The organism is Xanthomonas floridensis, assembly GCF_001642575.1.
Classification (GTDB): Bacteria; Pseudomonadota; Gammaproteobacteria; order Xanthomonadales; family Xanthomonadaceae; genus Xanthomonas; species Xanthomonas floridensis.
The window spans coordinates 169,561-188,742 of record NZ_LXNG01000001.1; the positions used below are offsets into that span (position 1 = coordinate 169,561).

The window sequence follows — 19,182 nt, forward strand, 5'->3', positions numbered from 1 at the left end:
ACCGCGTTCCAGAACGTGACACCGACTCGTATGCCGCTCTCAAGCCGTATCGGCTTCACGTCGATAAACCCGGCATTGCCGTGGTTTGCACCAATTCTTCGAAAGCACGGCGATCTACTGTGGCTCCACGGTGATGCGGTGCCACTGCAACACATCCGCAGCCAGGCAGGTCGCCTTTACAACCTCGACACCGTTACGTTTGTTCCAGCGTTTCGACATCCGCAAACCCAGGGAGAAAAGCATGGCCTTTCCAACTGCCGTCAACGACCAGATCACCGACTCCGTCACACAAGCCAATACCAAGGTGCTGGGCGATGCTCCGGCCATCGCCATGGGCAACCTGTACCAGGCCACCGCACAGGCACTGGCCAATGCCGCCCACAACGCGACCAATGCGCAGCAACAGAGTTATGTCACCGCGCAGTCGGCCACCACCATGGGCGTGGCCACGCTCTACTCCATCGATACCGCGACCACCGGAGTGGCGACCAAGCAGATTCTGAGCACAGGCGTCAAAGGCCTGGGTTGAACGTGATGCGCTGACCTTCGTCCACTAAGGAGCACCAAATGGCATTTCCCACTGCAGTCAACAACCAGATCACCGACTCCGTCACCCAGGTCAACACAAAGGTGCTTGGCGACGCCCCGGCCATCGCCATGGGCAACCTCTATCAGGCCACCGCGCAGGCGTTGGCCAATGCCGCCCACAACGCAACCAACGCGCAGCAGCAGAGCTATGTGACCGCGCAGTCGGCCACCACCATGGGCGTGGCCACCCTGTACTCCATCGACACCGCGACCACCGGCGTCGTTACCAAGCAGATCCTGAGCGTTTAACGACCAGGCTAACGCCAAGGACATTCGCCAATGGCATTTCCCACCGCCGTCAACGACCAGATCACCGACTCGGTTACCCAGGCCAACCTGCAGGTACTGGGGAGTTCCCCGGCTGCAGCCATGGGCAATCTGTACCAGGCCACCGCGCAAGCGCTGGCGAACGCCGCACATAACGCCACGCTCGCGCAACAACAGATGTATGTCACCGCACAGGCGGCAACCACGATGGGCGTCTCGCTGCTGTACTCGCTCGATACCGGCACCACCGGTGCCGCCACCAAGAAGATTCTCGGCTAACCGATAACGCCGCAGCGTCTTCATTCTTCCACCACCCTGTAAGGAGCTATCACCATGGCCTTTCCGACTGCCGTCAACAGCCAGATCACCGACTCCGTTTCCCAGGTCAATACCAAGGTCCTCGGCGATGCGCCGGCGATCGCAATGGGTAACCTGTTCGTCGCCACCAGCCAGGCGCTGTCCAACGCCGCGCACAACGCCACCAACAACCAGCAGCAGTCCTACGTGACGATGCAGGCATCGACCACCCAGGGCGTATCCACCCTGTATTCGATCGACACCGCCTCCGATGGCGTGGCCACCCGGGAAATTCTCAGCGCCGGGCTTCGGTAATCGACAGCCAGGCGCCGCTGCCAGCGTGTGAGCGGCGCCTGGTTCGGTACGCGATGCCCTTGTCACCTCCACGCATCTGGCTGGTCGAATCGAGAAAGGACGCCTCATGCTGCAACTACGTCATATCCCCACATCCAACACCCTGGACGTCGTCGTGAGACTGATTCGGGGCCGCACCATCGTGGCGACGTTTGCGCCACACCAGAAGGCGGTGATGAACGTCGAGTTCGACGGCATCCTGCCCGTGATTCCCGGCGCGCAGCCGTTGGTCTATCGCCAGAAGCCGGGCAACGTGATCGACGTGGCGCACGGCAATTTTGCATTTCTGGAACGCGTACCCGATGGCGTGGCCTTGCAGTACGCGGGCAGACACGAGCCACAGAATACCGTTCTGTTCTCGGCATCGGCCGGCGTTGAACAGCGCAGGCCGTCGTTGGCTTAGAACGCCGACGCTAGTGCCCCGTCATGGAGCCAAGCGCGCGTGCCGCAAACCTCGCCAGCCTGGTCGGCACTGCCGCAACAGGTGCAGCGATGGCCATTGGGCAGGCGCCGGCCTTCGCGATGGGGGCAACCTATCTGGCGTTGTCGGATTCCATCGCGCTGGCAATGGAAAACGCCGTCGCCAGCCAGCAACGCGGACAGGTACTCGCCGATGCCGCACTCACGCAGATCCTTGCCTTGATCATTCAGAAGGGAGCGACTTCGTCATGATCGACGACAGTAGCGTAAACAGTCAGATCGTCGACGCGGTGAGCAGCATCGTGACGCTGACCACCGGTCAAGCCCCCGCGCAGGCGCTCGGCATGCTCGATGCCGTGATGCTGGAAACGCTGGGCATGGCGATGCACAACGCCGTGAACCGGCAGCAAGGCGCCGGCATGATCAATGCTGCCGCGATTACCGCCGCCTGCGCCAAGATGATCTCGGCACCGTTTCCGGTTGCGCCACCGCCCCCGCCTGCACCACCCGGACCAGCGCCGACAGTTGCACCGTTGCCTGGCCCACCGCCTGTACCGCCCGCACCGGCAGCGCTGATCGCTGCTGCAGCGGCGGAAGCGAAGACGGCCGTCGACGTGTTGAAGACCCAGGCACAGGGCGCCTCGGCCGACGCCGCAACCGCGACTGCCGACCTGATGGAAGTGCATGCGCTGAGCGTACCGCCGCCGCTGCCTGCCACTCCCCCCGCCCCCGGCGCCGCCCCCAATGATGCTGCCACTGCTGATGCTCCTGCTGCTCCCCCCCCAGTTCCGCCCGCAGCCGCAGCTGCTGGCGCACCCACTCCTGCACCTGCACCTGCTGCTCCTGCTGCACCTGCACCTGCATCTGTGCCTGCACCTGCACCTGCATCTACAACGCCGCCTTCGCCATAAGCCGTCTGCGTAGAGGCGCGTTTCACCACCAGGCCTCATTGCCAGGCCGCCGATCAATCCACGGGAGCCGAGATGGAACCGAGCAAGGTCAATGCCCAGGTCATCGATGTGATCAACCAGACCCAGATGGCCACCATGAGCCCGCAGGTCGTGCTGACCAGCGGGGCCGGAAAGGCTTATCAATCGGTGGCGCAGTCCACGGCCATTGCGGTGCAGGATGCCACCGATGCGCTGCGCAATGTCTCGACCATCGCAACCACCGCCGTCGGCGTGGCGATGGCGCAGTACCTTGCCACCGGCGACGCGAAGTACGTCACCGCACTTACCCAGGCGCAGTCGCTGATGCAAGGCGCCACCGACGACTTCGCCAGGATCGGTTCGGCGGCCGGCCTGGTACTGAAGAATTTCCCCGCCGGTTGAATCCACAAGGAGTCCTGCAATGTCCGTTTCAATCACAGGCCGCCTGATTTCGATGCCGTCGATGCTGTCGACGCTCGGAAGGCAGTGCCTGGCCTTCATCGATGGAGGCACGCAGTGGCTGGCCTGGGCGATCCAGTCGCCCGGCGTGCGCTACGACTTTCCCGACGAGAGCAGCTTGCTCGACGAGGTGCAGCAAGGCCTGCACGGCTCGCGGCTGACCTTGCTGCCGCAGCTGGAGCTGAAGGTCAGCCCGGTCAAACTCATGAGCTTGAGCCCGACCGACCTAGGCACGCTGGCGCAGGCCGAAGCCGGCGACACCGGTTCGGTGGTCAAGGCGCGGCTGCAGCGGATCTTCCGCGACAACGCCCTGTACACGGCAAGCGACCTGGCCGCCGGCCGCAGCCTGCTGACGCAGCTGAAGCTCGATGGCGCTGCGGTGTTCCAGTCGTTGGATCTGGAGGACAGCCTGGCACTGCGCCAGCTGGCCGCCGACCCGCCGCCGGCCGACGTGACGCCGACACTGCAGCAGGAAGCGGCGGCATTCGCCGTCGAGCAGGCCCGCACGCCGCTGGAATTCTGCGACTACTACCGCTTCTATCTGGCCTGCACCGCCACCATCGCCGCCGCAGACGAGCGCGCGCATGCGGCGGCTTCGGCAGTGCAGGCGCTGCTGCCGCAGTTGTTCGGCACGCTGGATTGCCCACAGGTGCAGGGGCTGCCCTCGCCCAACGAGGTCGAACGCAGCGTTGCCGAGTGGCTGGCGCGCGGTCGCCAGATCGGCTTCGCGCGGCTATCGCTGGCCGCCCAGCAGATCGTCCAGCACATCCGCTACCGGGGCGATGGCGACGATCAGACGGCCAGCGATGCGATCCGCCGGTATCTGCAGTCTGCGCAGGCATTCCTGGCGGCCAACCGGCCCAGCCGCGGCGTGCTGGGCCAGGATGGCAACAGCTGCGTATTCGCCATGCACAACGACACCCTGGCTGCGCTGCTGCAGGTCAACGGGGGCGTTATCTCGCTGCGGGATTTCGGACCGGCACCTGCGTCCGATAGCAAGCCGGCCGCTGAGGAAACGGAGGACTGGGAGTGAACGCATCGCGCTCGCTGCCCGCGGCCAGCGACCAGGCCGCGCCTGCAATCAGCGCCGCCGACGCGGCCCGCGATGCGGTGCATTCAGGTCGCGCCGCTGCCCTGGCAGCCGCACGCCAGGGCATGTCGCAGGCCGACCGCGCACTGGGCGAGATGCTGCGCACGCTCGCAGCGCAGCGCCCGCCCGATACCGCACCAGTCACGATACCGATCCAGCCATTGCGTACCGATACCGTTGCCCCGCTCCATTCCGCGTCCACTTCAGGAGACACCAGTATGTCCGACGATACCCAGCCCACGCCGCCGAACCAGGCACCACCCTCCACTGCGCAATGGCCAGGATCGTCGCAGATCGAAGCCGCGCTGAAAGCGGCGCAAGCCCAAATCGATCAGGCCATGGCGGCCAGCGATATGGCCGTGCAGGCGGCCATGCGGGTCGCAGCCGCAGCGACCGCAGCAGCCGGCAACAATCAGGCGATCGATAGCGCAGACCAGGCCCTGCAGCAGGCCGACCAGGCTGCTGCCGCCGCGGTCGCCGCCGCGCAGCAGCAGACCGAGCAGGCGATGGCCGCCACGTCGCCAGCGAATCCGAACCCCGGCAGCGAGACAGCCGGCTAACCGATCGATGCAGTTCCAGGTGTCGGCGATGCCGGCACCTGCAGTGGACCGTCCGGACACGTCCGGACCGGTAGCGGCTCCTCCGCCACCAAGGCACTCCGACACCACGACCACACCGCCATCGCCGCGGCAGGCCCGACCAATACACGCTCCGAAGGAGTTGGACATGACGTGCTACGCAGGCTTCGACACGGATCAATTTCCCGGACTGCCCGCCCTCGACTGGCTCAAGACCCAGACCGAGCTGGCGTGGTGCGGCTACTACCTGGCACCGGCGCCGAGCCATGCCGACACCGGCTGGATGGGCCAACGTGCCGCGTTGATCGCGCAAGGCTGGGGCCTGGCGCCGGTCTATTTGGGCCAGCAGACGATCGGCCCCGGTTCGCACGACGTCACCGCCCGGCAAGGCAGCATCGACGGCGCACAGGCCGCAGCGCTGGCACGCGCCGAACGCTTTCCCGACGGCGCGGTCGTCTATCTCGACTGGGAAGATGGCGGCAGCCCGCCCCAAACCGCCATCGACTACATCCGCCTGTGGATCGCCGCGCTAGTGGAGAATGGATATTCACCAGGCCTGTATTGCTCGCACGCGCGCGCAGTGGAACTGCTGTCGCGGATCGGTCCCGGTCCATCCCCGCGCGTCTGGGCCTGGCGTGTCTCCACCGCGGGCCGTCATCGCTATACCGGCGACATCCAGCACATCCAGGCCGCCGATCCGGCCGGCTGCGGCTATTCCCAGGCCATGCTCTGGCAATTCGAGCAGGATGCGGTGCTGTCGCTTCCCGGTACCCCCTGCGACGGGCTGGAGGTCGACTTGAGTTACGCGATAACGCCAGATCCAAGCAGTCCATGAACCGAGGTGCTTCTCACACAATTCAAATCAAGGCTATCCAATGAAGGAATCTCTCCAGCAAGAAAAAATGCGCCGCGCGATTAGCGATAACCTGACCAAGCGGATCAACGACGTGGGACGCTATCCGCAGTTACGCAATGTGCGCTCGGCCGCAGTCCAGGCGCTGGGAATTCTGCAAGACCGCATCACAGCTTTATGTATGGAATTTCAAGAGAAATTTCCGCTACGTGCAGATCAGCCGCTTGCATATTTCTACATCAAGGGCGGCAATGCCTTCAAAGCATGCATGGATAACTTGCGAGGAAACAATCGGGAGCTATTCGACTCCGGCGACTCGGACTGGGACACCCAAATCGTCATCGACCCATGGCTCCCAGGACCTATTCAAGCAGCGCTCCAGGCGAGCATCGAGGAGATCGTGCTGGAGGAAATGCGCAATGCGGGAATCCACATTGCCACTGAAATTGCGCTGATCAGTCCTCCCGAGGACTCCCCATTGACACCCTACGTCTACGTGGATCCAGTTGGCGAGCCAAGGCAGCCTGGCACAGGCGTGGCCTATTTAATGCAGTGCGACGAACCACAGATGTTGCGCCGCATTTTTGACGGCGAACGTATCGGATTATCGACCGACGTCAGCCGTACGATCGGCGACGATCGTACGCCGCCGTCGGCCGCGCAGCCTGACCTTGTGCCGAATCAAAAATTAAGTATTCCCGGAATCTCGTTGAACGACGCCATCAAGCCCTTCATTCTCTATCGGCTCGGCTACACATGGCATGGTACACAGTTCGAGCGCGCCGTGGACCATATCATCGATCGACCTGCAAGCCCGCGCGGCATCTTGATGGAGTTGATCGATGTAAGCCTGCCGCGTCGCGACGCCATCGAGACGATTGCGATTTGGTCAGAAATCGGCCGTAGGCACCTCACCATCCTAACCGCTGGCGGCAGCGAGGAACGGTGGCAACTGCCACTACCGGATTTGGACTACCACCTGCGCGAAAACCTATGGATGCTGTGCGAGATCGCCTGCGATCCGAACGGCCCGGGCGCACACAAGGAAGCCAAGCGGCGCGAACGCGTCGCCACCATTCGCGCGTGGTATGACACGAATAGCCAGTTGCCGCATTTCCAGGCAGTACTCGACGGAATGGCCGGCACGCGCGTGGGTGCCCCTGGCAACGATGCTGCCACGCTGGTGGATGCGATGATGGCATCGGTGCGCGCCCGTACCGTGGGCGCCGCACCGGACTACGCACACGGCCAGCCAACCTCCGCCACTCGTGACCGCGTTCTGGCTGCGCGCCACGGCACCCGCACAATGATCGATCTGCTTGCTTCGGCATTCACCACGCCGGCCATGCTCTCGGCTGCTTTCAGCGACGACCTGCTGTTGATGTCCACGCTTGCGCAAAATCCGTATCTGGCCATCGCGCAGTTGCGTTTTTCCGGAGTAGACATGGCCGCGCTCGTACGGGTTAGCCATCAGGCCCTGCTGAGTCTGGACACCACAGCGTTCGCGCAAGCACTCGGGCGCTGGCTGGGCGAGGACGTTCAAGTCCTTGCCCAGCCCCACAACACGCCGCGCGTGGGCGGGCTCAGCTACGAATGCACGCTGGTGGTGTACCTCGACCAGAAAAAGCCACCGTTCGACAGGAAAGTTCTCGCGTTTCTGACTCTGACCACCGCTACCGATGCGCAAGCACCCTTTCATTCCAACGCCGCCGATCCCGGCAACGCGTATGCTGCACTGCTGGATATCGACAGCCAGCGCAAGGCCGCCGCTGCGGTGATCGACGAGTTCGTGCTGCGCTATCTGCTGTCCAAACAGCACGAAGCGATCAAGATGGTGTTACCGCAGGCTTAGAGCGGCTAACAGAACGTAGCGAGCAGTCGCCAGGTGGGTGTGGGCGGCGCGCAGGAACCAGAGTGTACGAGTGGTACATGCCGATCCCGAGCACCGACCGCGCCCGCCCGACGGCTGAGCAGTAGTTTTGTTAGCCGTTCTTAGAGTGTGTTACCTACAGCAGGCATATTGCGAAACGCTCTCGGGCTCACCCCCACCAACCGTCGGAAGCTCTTCTCGAAATGGCTCAGATCGCCGAAGCCTACCTTCAACGCCACTTCGGTGATGCGTAGCTTTCGTTGCTTCTGCAGCAGCTCTTTCGCCTTCTCGATGCGCAGTTGCTGCAGCATCGGTTTGAACGGGATGCCGAGTTCGTCGCGGAACAAAAAGCCCAGATGCGACTGGCTGACGTGCGCCTGCCGAGCCAGTTCGCCCAAGGTCAGCGACTCAGCGTAGTGCTCACCCAGATGTACCAGGGCGCGCCGCAGTGCATCGTGCAGGCTGGCGAGACGTTGGCCGGGGCGATGCGGGAGGCCGGCGATCCAGTCGACCGGGGTTTCCGGTGGCGCTGGCTCGCCTGGCGGATCGGCCTGTTGCGGCATAGTCGCGTGCGCATTGCGCTGCGCTCCTTGCGCCCGGTCTTCCAGCAGACGCGGCGCGTGGCGCTGGATATCGGCAATGCTGATCGGCCTGCCGGCAGTCATGACCGCCAGGCGCAGCACCACCCGCTGCAGCTCCTGAAGGTTTTCCGGCCATGGGTAGTGGAGCAGGGCGTCCATCAGCACCTCAGTGACCACCTGACCGTGATCCAAACCATGCCGATCCAGCATGCGTTCGACGTGAAAGCCGATGTCCACCCGCCGCTTACGCAACGGCGCGAGCTCGAACGCCAGGACATCCAGTTGCGAGAGCAGCGCCCGCGAAAAGCGTCCGGCCAGCACGCGGCGCGATAGATCGGCGGTGGTGGAAGCGACTATTCGGGGCAGGCCCTCGCCGCCCAACGCAAACCCGGTATTGCAGCGGCCTCGGAGATGTCCTGCCACCTGGCGTTGCAGCGCGTCGTCTAGCTCCTCCACGCCCTGCAGGAACAGCGTTCCTCCTGCTGCGCGCTCGAACCATGCTGCCGGCACGTCGGCAGGAGCGGTACAATCGATCGCAACGAACGGCCCATCGCGCCAGGGCGCAGTGGCGTGCAGCAGGGTCGCCACATGCTCTTTTTCGGTACCGAACTCGCCGCGCACGATGACTGGCAAGCAGCTGTACGCGGCCTGCTCGACGAATTCGTCGATCATCCAGACGTCTTCGCAAACCCCTACGATCATCCACGATCGAGCGAGGTGTTCTTCCGCCCAGGTCCGCGCTGCATCGCGCTTGATCAAATACGCACAATACGTTGCAATCTGCTCGCACAGCGTCATCGCTTGCGTGGTCATGCCGCAGTGGATCGGGGTCACGTGCAGCGTACCGAGCATTTGCCTGGCGTACTGGACGGGGAAACACTGCTCGAACGTCGTCTGGTTGTTCGCCTGATCCGGAGCAGGCAGATCGCTTTCCTCCGCCTCCAAAGAGAACTCGCATACCGCACCGTTCAAAATCTCGCTCTGCGATAGTTCCGCGGCAATTTTCTCCAGCATTTTTGCCAAGGAATCACCGGGAAGATAGGCGCGCTGTAAAACATCGAAGACTTGCTTTTCCATTGATAGTCCGACCTGATCACTGGCGCGCTGGGAAGGCGGCCATACCCAAGTCGCGCCATCCCTGACCAGACCGTCGGCAAAGCTCCAAGAACTGCATTCGCTTTTAGGTTCAACGCTCGCGCCTTCCGCTCGATCACTCCATCGCAACGCGAGGAAACCCACGCTTGCCTTGGCTGGATCTCTCGGAGGCGCAAAAGATTTGCCGGCGAATCCAACGCTTGTAGCAAGCCATAGCGGGCATTAGCACGTGGCCAATCCTCTGTCCCGACGATTCGTGACATGTGGCCGCCCGACATTCAATTGGGTGAGACGGGTCTCATTCGATGAAGGTGCAGCGCCCCTCGCTGCGGCGGACTCAAGCAACGACGTGCCGCGTATCGTTGCGACTTCCTGCACAGTGGTGTGGAGATAATGGGTCGTCCTTCATATGGCGATGCCCATGTCTCAGCCCGCCCCCACCTTGCGCGCCTATGCCACCATCAAGCCGTTGCTATGGCTGGTGTCGCTGGCGATCTTCATGCAGATGCTGGATGCGACCATCGTCAACACGGCGTTGCCGTCGATGGCGCGCAGCCTGCGCGAAAGCCCGCTGCAGATGCAGTCGGTGGTGTTCAGCTATGCGCTGGCGGTGGCGATGTTCATTCCAGCCTCCGGGTGGATTGCCGATCGCGTCGGCACCCGGCGCACCTTCCTGGCCGCCATCATCGTGTTCACGCTGGGCTCGCTGCTGTGCGCCGCTGCGCAACAACTGCCGCAGCTGGTGGCTGCGCGCGTGATCCAAGGTATTGGCGGGGCGATGCTGTTGCCGGTGGGGCGGCTGGCCGTGCTCAAGACGGTGGCGCGCGAAGACTTTCTGCGCGCGATGAGCTTCATCGCCATTCCCGCCCTGATCGGCCCGCTGATCGGCCCTACGCTGGGCGGATGGCTGGTGGAAGTGGCATCGTGGCATTGGGTGTTTCTGATCAATCTTCCGATCGGCATCATCGGTTTTATCGCTGCACTGAGAATCATGCCGGACCATTACGGCGACGCACGCCGGCGCTTCGATCTGGTCGGCTATCTGATGCTGGCGTTCGGCATGGTGGCGTTGTCGCTGGCGCTGGACGGTATCGCCGAACCCGGCATGCGCCATGCCTTCGTGATGTTGCTTGCGATCGGTGGGCTGGCCGCGCTTGCCGGTTACTGGCTGCATGCCGGCACGGCCGCCGATGCATTGTTTCCGCTAGCGCTGTTCAAGGTGGCGAGCTATCGCATCGGCATCCTGGGCAACCTGTTCGCACGGGTCGGCAGCGGCTCGATGCCGTTTCTGATCCCGTTGCTGCTGCAGGTGGGCCTGGAGATGAGCCCGATGCGCGCCGGGCTGATGATGGTGCCGGTGGCGCTGGCCGGCATGGCCGCCAAGCGCGCCGCGGTCAAACTGGTGGGCCGCTTCGGCTACCGCAACACGCTGATGGTCAACACCGTGCTGGTGGGTCTGGCGATGGCCAGCTTTGCGCTGATCGAGGCTGGCCAGCCGCTGTGGGTGCGGCTGCTGCAGCTGGCCTGCTTTGGCGGGGTCAATTCATTGCAATTTACCGTCATGAATACCGTGACCCTGCGCGATCTGGACCGCGAGCAGGCCAGCCCCGGCAACAGCCTGCTGTCGATGGTGATGATGCTGGCGACCGGGTTCGGCGCGGCGGCAGCCGGCAGCCTGCTCGCCGCGTTCAACACGCACCTGGGCGATACGCACGGCGCCACTGCCGCGCTGCATGCCACCTTCCTGTGCGTGGGCGGCATCACCCTGACCTCCACGCTGATCTTCTGGCAGCTGGCCGAAACCCGGCCGCATCCCAAGGATGTGGAGGCAGTGGCGGAATAAGAGCAACTGACAAAACCACTGCGCGGCCGCCAGATCGGCGCGGCATGTACCACGCGTGCACTCCGCCGTCCGCACCCACCTGACGACCGCTCGCTACGTTCTGTTAGCCGCTGTAGACGCAATCGCACGGGCTGGAGCCTGCAACGACATGCGAGATATTTGCAGGTGTCGACGTCTTGGCGCGATCTGCGCGCCTTGCAGAAGGATGGCGCAGGCGAGCGCCTTCGCAAACGCGGCAGGCGGTGTGGAACCGCGATGCTGCCAGAACACGATGCCGTCGCCCTCGCTCGCCTTCGATGCTCACCACGCAGCGGGTCGTGGACACACTGCCGGTATCCGGCGCCACGCTGCATCGCCGATTGGCGCAGCGGTGACGGCCACGCGCAGGAATGAGCGACGGCCTGTTCAAGACCTGGCGAAATCACCATGGGCCTGCCCTGAGGCGGCGCGCAGCTTTCCCCTTCAAGGCGCTTCAGCGCTGCGTCACCGCTGTCGTCAGTGGCGGGACCGCGACCTAGATGTCATCGCGCGCACGCACCCGTTGCAGCGCCTCGGCGATGGTGTCCGCCAGCAGTTCGCCGGTCAGCGGTTTGCGCAGGAAACTATCGAAACCCGCCTCCTGCGCGGCTGGTTCGGCAGCTTCGTCCGAGCGGGCGGTCACTGCGATCAGCGGCATGTCGTAGCCGAACACGCGCAGCTGCCGCGCCAGTGCGAAGCCATCCAGCCCGGGTAGATCCAGATCCAGCAAGGCGATGTCGAAGGTATTGTCGGCCGCCTCGGTGAGGGCCGCCAGCCCATGCGGCGCATGCACCACCGAATGGCCCTGGGAGCGCAACAACCCCAAGATGACCTCGGCGATGGTGGGGTCGTCTTCCACCAGCAGGATGCGCTGCGGCGCAACCGCCGCACTGGCGCGCGGCACCTCGCCGGCCAGCGTGGCATGGGAGATCACCCAGCGCAGCGGCAGGTCCACCACAAAGCGCGTACCCGCGCCGAGCCGGCTGATCACTTCGATATGCCCGCCCATTGCCAGCGCCAGTTCCTGGCAGATCGCCAGGCCCAACCCGCTGCCGCCGTAGCGCGAGGTGGTCTTGGCGCCGTCGCCCTGTTCGAAGCGCTGGAACAGCCGCGCCTTCTGGTCGGCATTGATGCCCGGGCCGGTATCGGCCACTTCGAAGCGCAGGCCCTGATACGAGCCCAGCGTGGTCAGCTTGAGCCCGACCACCCCGCGCTCGGTGAACTTGATCGCGTTGCTGAGCAGGTTGAGCAGGATCTGCCGGATGCGGGTGGGATCGCCGCTGGCGGTAATGTCGCCCAGCAGCCCCACTTCCAGGCTGAAATGCAGGCCGCGTTCCTGTGCCAGCGGCGCCATCAGGCTTTCCACTTCGGCCACCAGCTGGCGCACCGAGAACGGCTGCAGATCCAGCTCCAGGCGTCCGGATTCGATCCGCGCCAGATCCAGCGCGTCGTTGACCAGGCGCAGCAGGTGCGCGCCGGCACGGCGGATCGATTCGGTGTAGCTGCGCTGCTTGGTGTCCAGCGGGGTCTTGAGCAGCAACTCGCTCATGCCCAGCACGCCGGTCATCGGCGTGCGGACTTCGTGGCCGAGCGTGGCCAAAAAGCGGGTCTTGGCCAGCGACGCCTGCTCGGCCAGCTCCTGCTTGTGCACCGCCAATTGCCAGGCATTCAAGCGGCGCAGGCGACGGCGGTACAACAACACCGCAACGGTGACCAGGCACAGCACCAGCATCGCCAGCACCGCCAGGCCCCACGGCGACAACCACCACGGCGGCATGACCTGGAACCGCAGGCTCTGGCTGGCCGACCAGATGCCGTCGGCAGTGCGGCCCTGCACCTCAAGCACGTAATGCCCGGCAGGCAGGCGCGAAAACAGGCGCTCGCCGCTGGGGCCGACATCGATCCAGTCCGGGTCATAGCCGCTGAGGCGGAAGCGGTAACTGGTGGACTCGGGATTGGTGAAGGTCGGCATGCGCGCCACGATGTGCAGGTCGCGGTCGCCGTCCTGTATCTGCAGCGGCACGACGCCGGTGACATCCAGCCCACGCTCGCCACGTCGCAGCCCCACCTGTTCGATCAACAACTGCGGGCGACGTAAATTGGGGCGCATCGTGGACGGATCGAACACCACCATGCCATCGGAGGTGCCGCCCAGTATCTGCCCGCCGCTTGCCTGCACCAACGAGGCCACCTGCATGGGGGAGCTGGGCAGCCCGTCGTGCACGTTGTACACGCGGACCAGCTTGCTGCCAGGATCGACGCGGATCAGTCCACGATGACTGGACACCCAGGCCACGCCACCGGCATCGACCACCATGCCGGTCGGCGCCACTTTCGGAAACTCCTGCTCCTTGCCCACCGTATCCAGATGTTTGAGCTGCGCACCATCCCACAGGTACCGCCGCAGCTCGCCTGCCAGCCCCGCCCAGACGATGCCGCCATCTCCCAGGCGGAACACGTAGGTTGGCAGATCGGCGGCGCCGGGAACCGCGATGAACCGGTCCGATTGCGGGTCCCACCGCCACAGACCGGCGTTGTTGCTCAGCCAGATCTGCCCATCCGGCCCGGTCCGCATGTCCAGCACAGTCAGCGCCTTCAGGCCATGGCTTGCATAATCGATCGTCCTGAGCAGTTGCCCCTCGCCGCTCCACAGCTGTATGCCCTGGGTCATCAGCGCCACCCAGATGCGTCCTTGCGCATCTTCGGCCATCCGGCCGGGCCTGCCCGCCATCTCGGGGTCGGCCGCGGGATCCACGCTCTGCAGCAGCGGCCAGCGCTTGACCTGGCGCGTGCGCGGGTCGTAACGCACCAGCGTTCCCTGCACGCCGATCCAGACCATCCCCTGCCTGCTCTCGAACACGGTGTCGGGGACGCGCACCGGATCGATATTGGGCAGATGCAGCTTGACCCGGCCGGTCGCCGGATCGAAGTACTCCAGCGCGCTATGCGAGCCTGCCACCCAGACACCACCTGCCGCCGATGGCGCTGTGGCGGTAATCGACGGGTTGGTCAGCGACTGCGGGTCATCCTTGTGATGCGAGAACACCGCAAAGGTGTCCCACTGCGGCGGCAGATGCCACAGACCGCCCTCGAGGCTGGCAAACCACAGCCCTCCTTCACGATCCTGGTAGGACTCGAGCCAGTTGCGGTTGACCAGGCCGTGCGCCGACGCACTGTAGGTCGGCACCTTGGCGACGGACGAACCGTCGGTGCTGATGCCCAGCCCAGCGTCGATGTCCAGCCAGTAGCGCCCGCGTCGATCACGCAGCAGCACGCCCCTGACCTGCGGCCTGGTCGGAGCGCTCTGCCATGGGCGCGTGATGGACCGCTCAGCGGTATCGAGCCGGAACGCATTGCCTGCAAGGTCGCTAACCCACAGCACCTTGCCACCCGGCTCCATGTAGAGCCTGTTGACGGTCTGGTCCGCAACCGGAAGCGGCACGCGCTGCATGCGTTGACCGTCCCAGTGCACGAGCCCGCCCCAGGTGCCGATCCACATCGAGCCGTCAGCGGCCGCTTCCAACCCCACGACGCTGTCGGACGGCAGCTGGTGCGGCTCGCTGGCGGCCGCGGAAAAGTGCTGCATGCGCCCGTCCGGCCGATAGCGGTACACGCCCTGCTTGGCGGTTCCGATCCAGAGCGCGCCATCGGATGCCGTTGCCAGTGTCCACACCATGGCATCGCGCAGTTCCGGAAACTGCGGGTCTTCCAGCCGCTGGAAGGTGCGCGTCCTTGCATCCAGGAAGCCGACGCCTCCGTCCTCGAAGCCCAGCCATACGCGATCGTTGGCATCCACGCAGATGCCCCAGATCACGTTGCTGGTGAGGCCATCTTCCATCCGCCAGATGCGGTAGTTGCGGCCATCGAACCTGGCCAACCCGTCATCGCTGGCGATCCACAGGTAGCCCTGCTTGTCTTCGGCAAAATCGTTGATGGTGTCGGAGGGAAGTCCGTCGGCAACCGTCAACTGGCTGGGCACCGGTGTGGCCGGGGTCCGCGCCTGCGCCGGAAGCACGGCCAGACACAGGCACAACCAGAACGCAGCAAGTGGCCAATGGGCAAGGCGGGTCAGGAGGCGCACCGGATCAGTTTCACGACAAGTGCGCGCATAGTGCGGGCCACGCGCGGTGCGGGCAAGCCCGGGCCGGCCGCTGCCGATCCTGCGTGTCTGCAGACTCCGGGCACAGGTCTCGCACCTGATGTTGCCGGATGGCGAACGCCGCCAGGCACGTCGCCGAATGCGCCCAGTCGAAACATCCGGGGCGCTAGCCAGTTGCCCGGGGCGCACCGACGTACGGCTGATCCATAGCAGCGCGTGGGCGTCACCCTTTTACAGGCACAGCTGACGCTGGACGACGTTTTCAGCTACATGCCATCGCGTGCGCCTGCCTTGCGCAACGCGTCGGCAATGATGTCGGCGAGCATGTCGCCGGTCAGCGGCTTGCGCAGGAAACTATCGAAACCCGCCTCCTGCGCGGCTGGTTCGGCGGCTTCGTCCGAGCGGGCGGTCACTGCGATCAGCGGCATGTCGTAGCCGAACACGCGCAGCTGCCGCGCCAGTGCGAAGCCATCCAGCCCGGGTAGATCCAGATCCAGCAAGGCGATGTCGAAGGTGTTGTCGGCCGCCTCGGTGAGGGCCGCCAGCCCATGCGGCGCATGCACCACCGAATGGCCCTGGGAGCGCAACAACCCCACGATGACCTCGGCGATGGTGGGGTCGTCTTCCACCAGCAGGATGCGCTGCGGCGCAACCGCCGCACGGGCGCGCGGCACGTCGCCGGCCAGCGTGGCATGGGAGATCACCCAGCGCAGCGGCAGGTCCACCACAAAGCGCGTACCCGCGCCGAGCCGGCTGATCACTTCGATATGCCCGCCCATTGCCAGCGCCAGTTCCTGGCAGATCGCCAGGCCCAACCCGCTGCCGCCGTAGCGCGAGGTGGTCTTGGCGCCGTCGCCCTGTTCGAAGCGCTGGAACAGCCGCGCCTTCTGGTCGGCATTGATGCCCGGGCCGGTATCGGCCACTTCGAAGCGCAGGCCCTGATACGAGCCCAGCGTGGTCAGCTTGAGCCCGACCACCCCGCGCTCGGTGAACTTGATCGCGTTGCTGAGCAGGTTGAGCAGGATCTGCCGGATGCGGGTGGGATCGCCGCTGGCGGTGATGTCGCCCAGCAGCCCCACTTCCAGGCTGAAACGCAGGCCGCGCTCCTGTGCCAGCGGCGCCATCAGGCTTTCCACTTCGGCCACCAGCTGGCGCACCGAGAACGGCTGCAGATCCAGCTCCAGGCGTCCGGATTCGATCCGCGCCAGGTCCAGCGCGTCGTTGACCAGGCGCAGCAGGTGCGCGCCGGCACGGCGGATCGATTCGGTGTAGCTGCGCTGCTTGGTGTCCAGCGGGGTCTTGAGCAGCAACTCGCTCATGCCCAGCACGCCGGTCATCGGCGTGCGGACTTCGTGGCCGAGCGTGGCCAAAAAGCGGGTCTTGGCCAGCGACGCCTGCTCGGCCAGCTCCTGCTTGTGCACTGCCAATTGCCAGGCATTCAAGCGGCGCAGGCGACGGCGGTACAACAACACCGCAACGGTGACCAGGCACAGCACCAGCATCGCCAGCACCGCCAGGCCCCACGGCGACAACCACCACGGCGGCATGACCTGGAACCGCAGGCTCTGGCTGGCCGACCAGATGCCGTCGGCAGTGCGGCCCTGCACCTCAAGCACGTAATGCCCGGCAGGCAGGCGCGAAAACAGGCGCTCGCCGCTGGGGCCGACATCGATCCAGTCCGGGTCGTAGCCGCTGAGGCGGAAGCGGTAACTATTGGATTCGGAGTCGGCGAAGCTCAGCAGGCGCGCAACGATATGCAGGTCGCGATCGCCATCGCGCACCACCAGCGGCTGCACGTGACTGACGTCCAGCCCGCGCTCGCCACGCCGCAGCCCCACCCGTTCGATCACCAACGGCACGCGATGATCGTTGGGTTTGAGCTCGGCAGGATCGAAGATCACCAGACCGTCGGGCGTGGCACCGACGATCATGCCCTTGGACGATTGCACCAACGAGCGTGCCACGAACTGCGGGTTGGGCAGGCCGTCATGCACGCCGAACACCCGCACCCCGCGCGTGGCAGGATCCACGCGGATCAGGCCACGCATGCTCGACAGCCAGGCCACGCCATCACCATCGATCACCAGCCCTTGCGGCGCCAACGCCGGAAACTCCTGCTCGGTGCCCACCGTGTCCAGATGCTGCAGGCGGCCGTTCTTCCACAGGTACCGATGCAGCTTGCCCAGCCCGGCAAACCAGGCCACGCCGCTGTCGCTGAAGCGAAAGGTGAAGATCTGCTCCCGCGGCGCCCCGGCGATCGCCTCGAACCGTTCGCTGGCGGCATTCCAGCGCTGCAGGCCATGACTTCCTGCCAACCACAGCACGCCATCCGGGCCGTTCTGCAGATCGTGCACGACCACATCGCGCTCCAGCCCATGGCTGCCCCGGAACAACCTGCGCAGCAGCCTGCCCTCTTCATCGCGTTCCTGCAGCCCGGTGGTAGTGCGGACCCAGAGGTGCCCGTCGGCTGTCTGCTGCAGCGCTTCCATCGCTGCATCCTGGGTTTCATCCTGGCCATCCGCCTGCGGTTGCTCGTCGGCCATCTTCCAGCGCCGCAGCGCGCCGCTGGCCGGGTCATAGCGCACCAGTTCGCCGAAATGCCCCACCCAGACCCGGCCCTTGCGATCTTCGAGCACGCTGTAGGACCAGCTGCTCACCCCCAGGCTCGGCAATACCCGCTCCATCTTGCCGATGGCCGGATCGACCCGCTCGAGCGCGCCGGCGGTGCCCACCAGCCAGAAGCGTCCGTCGCGCGATTCGGCAGCGGCCTGGATGGCCAGGTTGCCACCATGCTGGCCGTCTTCCTTGGAGTTGAAGACCACCGCGAAGCGGCGCCAGTTCGATGGCAGGTGCCACAGCCCCCCATTGGGACTGGCGAACCACACCCCGCCTTCGCGATCCTGGTAGGCCGACTCCCAGTTGGGACGGATGCGGCCGTGCGCCGACAGGCTGTACAGCGGCACGTTGCTCACCTCATCGCCGATGGCGTGGCCCAACCCGTCCAGTGTATCCAGCCAGTAGCTGCCATCGTGGTCGCGCAGCAGCACGCCCAGCACCGGAAACTTGGCCGACACCTTCCAGTGATGCGGACGCACGCTGCCATCGGCAGCGCGTCGAAACAGATGATCGTCGCTGGTGCCGATCCAGAGGCTGCCATCGGGATCGGCGGTGAGCCGGGTGATGATCTGCGAGGTCGGCGTGGGAAATGCCTGTCGCTCGAAGTCCTTGCCGTTCCAGTGCGCAGCGCCGTCGGCGGTGCCCACCCACAGCGTGTCGCGGCGATCGACTTCCAGCCGGTAGATCGCGTTGTCGGGCAGGCTGCGCGGGTCATCGGCGCGATGTACGAAATGCTCCAGCGTTCCATCCGGCCGCAGCCGATACAGCCCGCTGCTTTCGGTGCCGAACCAGATGCTGCCGTCTTGGGTGGACTTGATGTTCCAGATCGCCGCACCGCGCAGCGCTGGATAACGCGCACTGTCGTAGAAGGTGAAGCGATGGCGCGAGGTGTCCAGCATCGCCAGCCCCGCCATCCCCGTGCCCACCCAGACCCGATTGCGCTTGTCGACATGGACCGCCCAGGCCTGGTTGTCGCGCAGGCCGTCCTCGATGCGCCAGATGCGGAAGTTGCGCCCGTCGTAGCGCGCCAGTCCATCGCTGCTGGCCAGCCACAGATAGCCATTGGCATCTTCGTCGAACCCGTACACCACGTTGGACGGCAATCCGTCGGCCACTGTCAGCTGCCGCGGCTGCGGCAGCACCGGCACACCGGCGCAGGCCGACATCGGCCAGGCGACCGCAGCCGTCAGGCACACCAACAGCACGCACCTGAGCAGCGACACGG

General features: G+C 65.1%; 16 protein-coding genes, 2 other RNA genes and 1 pseudogene. 15 read left to right on the forward strand and 4 right to left on the reverse strand.

The genetic code is table 11. The features are described 5' to 3' along the window. The first annotated feature begins 241 nt into the window (after positions 1-241). The 13 genes and pseudogenes from A7D17_RS00845 (at position 242) to A7D17_RS00900 (ending at position 7,687) form a co-directional block, all read left to right on the forward strand. Positions 242-529: a RebB family R body protein gene (locus tag A7D17_RS00845; protein ID WP_064507350.1), complete on the forward strand. Its 288-nt coding sequence runs from the start codon at positions 242-244 to the stop codon at positions 527-529. Positions 530-567: 38 nt separating this feature from the next. After that, on the forward strand, positions 568-837 hold the full coding sequence (locus tag A7D17_RS00850; protein WP_064507351.1) for a RebB family R body protein: 270 nt from the start codon (positions 568-570) through the stop codon (positions 835-837). A gap of 30 nt (positions 838-867) precedes the next feature. Then, positions 868-1,134 (forward strand): RebB family R body protein, encoded by a 267-nt coding sequence (locus tag A7D17_RS00855; RefSeq protein WP_039414371.1) that lies wholly within the window; start codon positions 868-870, stop codon positions 1,132-1,134. Between the two features lie 54 nt (positions 1,135-1,188). Beyond that, the gene (locus tag A7D17_RS00860; RefSeq protein WP_022973268.1) at positions 1,189-1,467 is read left to right on the forward strand and encodes a RebB family R body protein; all 279 of its coding nucleotides are present in this window, start codon (positions 1,189-1,191) and stop codon (positions 1,465-1,467) included. A gap of 154 nt (positions 1,468-1,621) precedes the next feature. After that, a complete protein-coding gene (locus A7D17_RS00865) occupies positions 1,622-1,909 on the forward strand; it encodes a hypothetical protein (protein ID WP_239692110.1) in 288 nt (95 codons plus the stop codon). A gap of 89 nt (positions 1,910-1,998) precedes the next feature. Next, entirely contained in the window at positions 1,999-2,178 is a 180-nt protein-coding gene (locus A7D17_RS00870) for a RebB family R body protein (RefSeq protein ID WP_162841723.1), read from the forward strand. Then, a pseudogene (locus A7D17_RS24720) lies at positions 2,175-2,384 on the forward strand (RebB family R body protein); the annotation flags it as partial. The gene A7D17_RS00870 and the pseudogene A7D17_RS24720, both read left to right, overlap by 4 nt. A 286-nt stretch (positions 2,385-2,670) precedes the next feature. Next, a complete protein-coding gene (locus A7D17_RS24725) occupies positions 2,671-2,850 on the forward strand; it encodes a hypothetical protein (RefSeq protein WP_064507354.1) in 180 nt (59 codons plus the stop codon). Positions 2,851-2,909: 59 nt separating this feature from the next. Beyond that, positions 2,910-3,257, forward strand: coding sequence for a hypothetical protein (locus A7D17_RS00880; protein WP_064507355.1), 348 nt, complete (start codon positions 2,910-2,912; stop codon positions 3,255-3,257). A 19-nt stretch (positions 3,258-3,276) separates the two neighbouring features. Then, on the forward strand, positions 3,277-4,347 hold the full coding sequence (locus tag A7D17_RS00885; RefSeq protein WP_064507356.1) for a hypothetical protein: 1,071 nt from the start codon (positions 3,277-3,279) through the stop codon (positions 4,345-4,347). Next, positions 4,344-4,964: a hypothetical protein gene (locus A7D17_RS00890; RefSeq protein ID WP_064507357.1), complete on the forward strand. Its 621-nt coding sequence runs from the start codon at positions 4,344-4,346 to the stop codon at positions 4,962-4,964. The genes A7D17_RS00885 and A7D17_RS00890 overlap by 4 nt, the downstream gene beginning before the upstream one ends. A 166-nt stretch (positions 4,965-5,130) precedes the next feature. Further along, positions 5,131-5,817: a glycoside hydrolase domain-containing protein gene (locus A7D17_RS00895; protein ID WP_064507358.1), complete on the forward strand. Its 687-nt coding sequence runs from the start codon at positions 5,131-5,133 to the stop codon at positions 5,815-5,817. 40 nt (positions 5,818-5,857) lie between these two features. Beyond that, a complete protein-coding gene (locus tag A7D17_RS00900) occupies positions 5,858-7,687 on the forward strand; it encodes a hypothetical protein (RefSeq protein ID WP_064507359.1) in 1,830 nt (609 codons plus the stop codon). 3 nt (positions 7,688-7,690) lie between these two features. Here A7D17_RS00900 and A7D17_RS00905 read toward each other — a convergent pair. Together A7D17_RS00905 and A7D17_RS00910 are read right to left on the reverse strand one after the other, a co-directional pair. Continuing rightward, positions 7,691-7,766, reverse strand: a non-coding RNA gene (locus A7D17_RS00905) — sX9 sRNA. 61 nt (positions 7,767-7,827) lie between these two features. Then, complete coding sequence (locus A7D17_RS00910; RefSeq protein ID WP_064507360.1) at positions 7,828-9,363, reverse strand: AraC family transcriptional regulator; 1,536 nt, start codon at positions 9,361-9,363, stop codon at positions 7,828-7,830. A 439-nt stretch (positions 9,364-9,802) separates the two neighbouring features. On the opposite strand from A7D17_RS00910, the gene mdtD reads away from it, so the two are divergent. After that, positions 9,803-11,224 carry a multidrug transporter subunit MdtD gene (mdtD, locus tag A7D17_RS00915; RefSeq protein ID WP_064507465.1) on the forward strand — a complete coding sequence of 474 codons (1,422 nt, stop codon included), beginning with the start codon at positions 9,803-9,805 and terminating at the stop codon, positions 11,222-11,224. Positions 11,225-11,268: 44 nt separating this feature from the next. Continuing rightward, positions 11,269-11,333: non-coding RNA, sX9 sRNA (locus A7D17_RS00920), on the forward strand. 405 nt (positions 11,334-11,738) lie between these two features. Here A7D17_RS00920 and A7D17_RS00925 read toward each other — a convergent pair. Together A7D17_RS00925 and A7D17_RS00930 are read right to left on the reverse strand one after the other, a co-directional pair. Continuing rightward, positions 11,739-15,275: a hybrid sensor histidine kinase/response regulator gene (locus A7D17_RS00925; protein ID WP_064507361.1), complete on the reverse strand. Its 3,537-nt coding sequence runs from the start codon at positions 15,273-15,275 to the stop codon at positions 11,739-11,741. A 332-nt stretch (positions 15,276-15,607) separates the two neighbouring features. Next, the gene (locus tag A7D17_RS00930) at positions 15,608-19,123 is read right to left on the reverse strand and encodes a hybrid sensor histidine kinase/response regulator (protein WP_082861635.1); all 3,516 of its coding nucleotides are present in this window, start codon (positions 19,121-19,123) and stop codon (positions 15,608-15,610) included. Between the last annotated feature and the right edge of the window lie 59 nt (positions 19,124-19,182).

Excerpts from the sequence above, each read along its gene's own strand:
- A7D17_RS00845 (WP_064507350.1), top strand. The coding sequence starts at position 242 with ATGGCCTTTCCAACTGCCGTCAACGACCAGATCACCGACTCCGTCACA.
- A7D17_RS00850 (WP_064507351.1), top strand. The coding sequence starts at position 568 with ATGGCATTTCCCACTGCAGTCAACAACCAGATCACCGACTCCGTCACC.
- A7D17_RS00855 (WP_039414371.1), top strand. The coding sequence starts at position 868 with ATGGCATTTCCCACCGCCGTCAACGACCAGATCACCGACTCGGTTACC.
- A7D17_RS00860 (WP_022973268.1), top strand. The coding sequence starts at position 1,189 with ATGGCCTTTCCGACTGCCGTCAACAGCCAGATCACCGACTCCGTTTCC.
- A7D17_RS00870 (WP_162841723.1), top strand. The coding sequence starts at position 1,999 with ATGGCCATTGGGCAGGCGCCGGCCTTCGCGATGGGGGCAACCTATCTG.
- A7D17_RS24725 (WP_064507354.1), top strand. The coding sequence starts at position 2,671 with ATGATGCTGCCACTGCTGATGCTCCTGCTGCTCCCCCCCCAGTTCCGC.
- A7D17_RS00880 (WP_064507355.1), top strand. The coding sequence starts at position 2,910 with ATGGAACCGAGCAAGGTCAATGCCCAGGTCATCGATGTGATCAACCAG.
- A7D17_RS00885 (WP_064507356.1), top strand. The coding sequence starts at position 3,277 with ATGTCCGTTTCAATCACAGGCCGCCTGATTTCGATGCCGTCGATGCTG.
- A7D17_RS00895 (WP_064507358.1), top strand. The coding sequence starts at position 5,131 with ATGACGTGCTACGCAGGCTTCGACACGGATCAATTTCCCGGACTGCCC.
- A7D17_RS00900 (WP_064507359.1), top strand. The coding sequence starts at position 5,858 with ATGAAGGAATCTCTCCAGCAAGAAAAAATGCGCCGCGCGATTAGCGAT.
- A7D17_RS00910 (WP_064507360.1), bottom strand. The coding sequence starts at position 9,363 with ATGGAAAAGCAAGTCTTCGATGTTTTACAGCGCGCCTATCTTCCCGGT.
- mdtD (WP_064507465.1), top strand. The coding sequence starts at position 9,803 with ATGTCTCAGCCCGCCCCCACCTTGCGCGCCTATGCCACCATCAAGCCG.
- A7D17_RS00930 (WP_082861635.1), bottom strand. The coding sequence starts at position 19,123 with ATGTCGGCCTGCGCCGGTGTGCCGGTGCTGCCGCAGCCGCGGCAGCTG.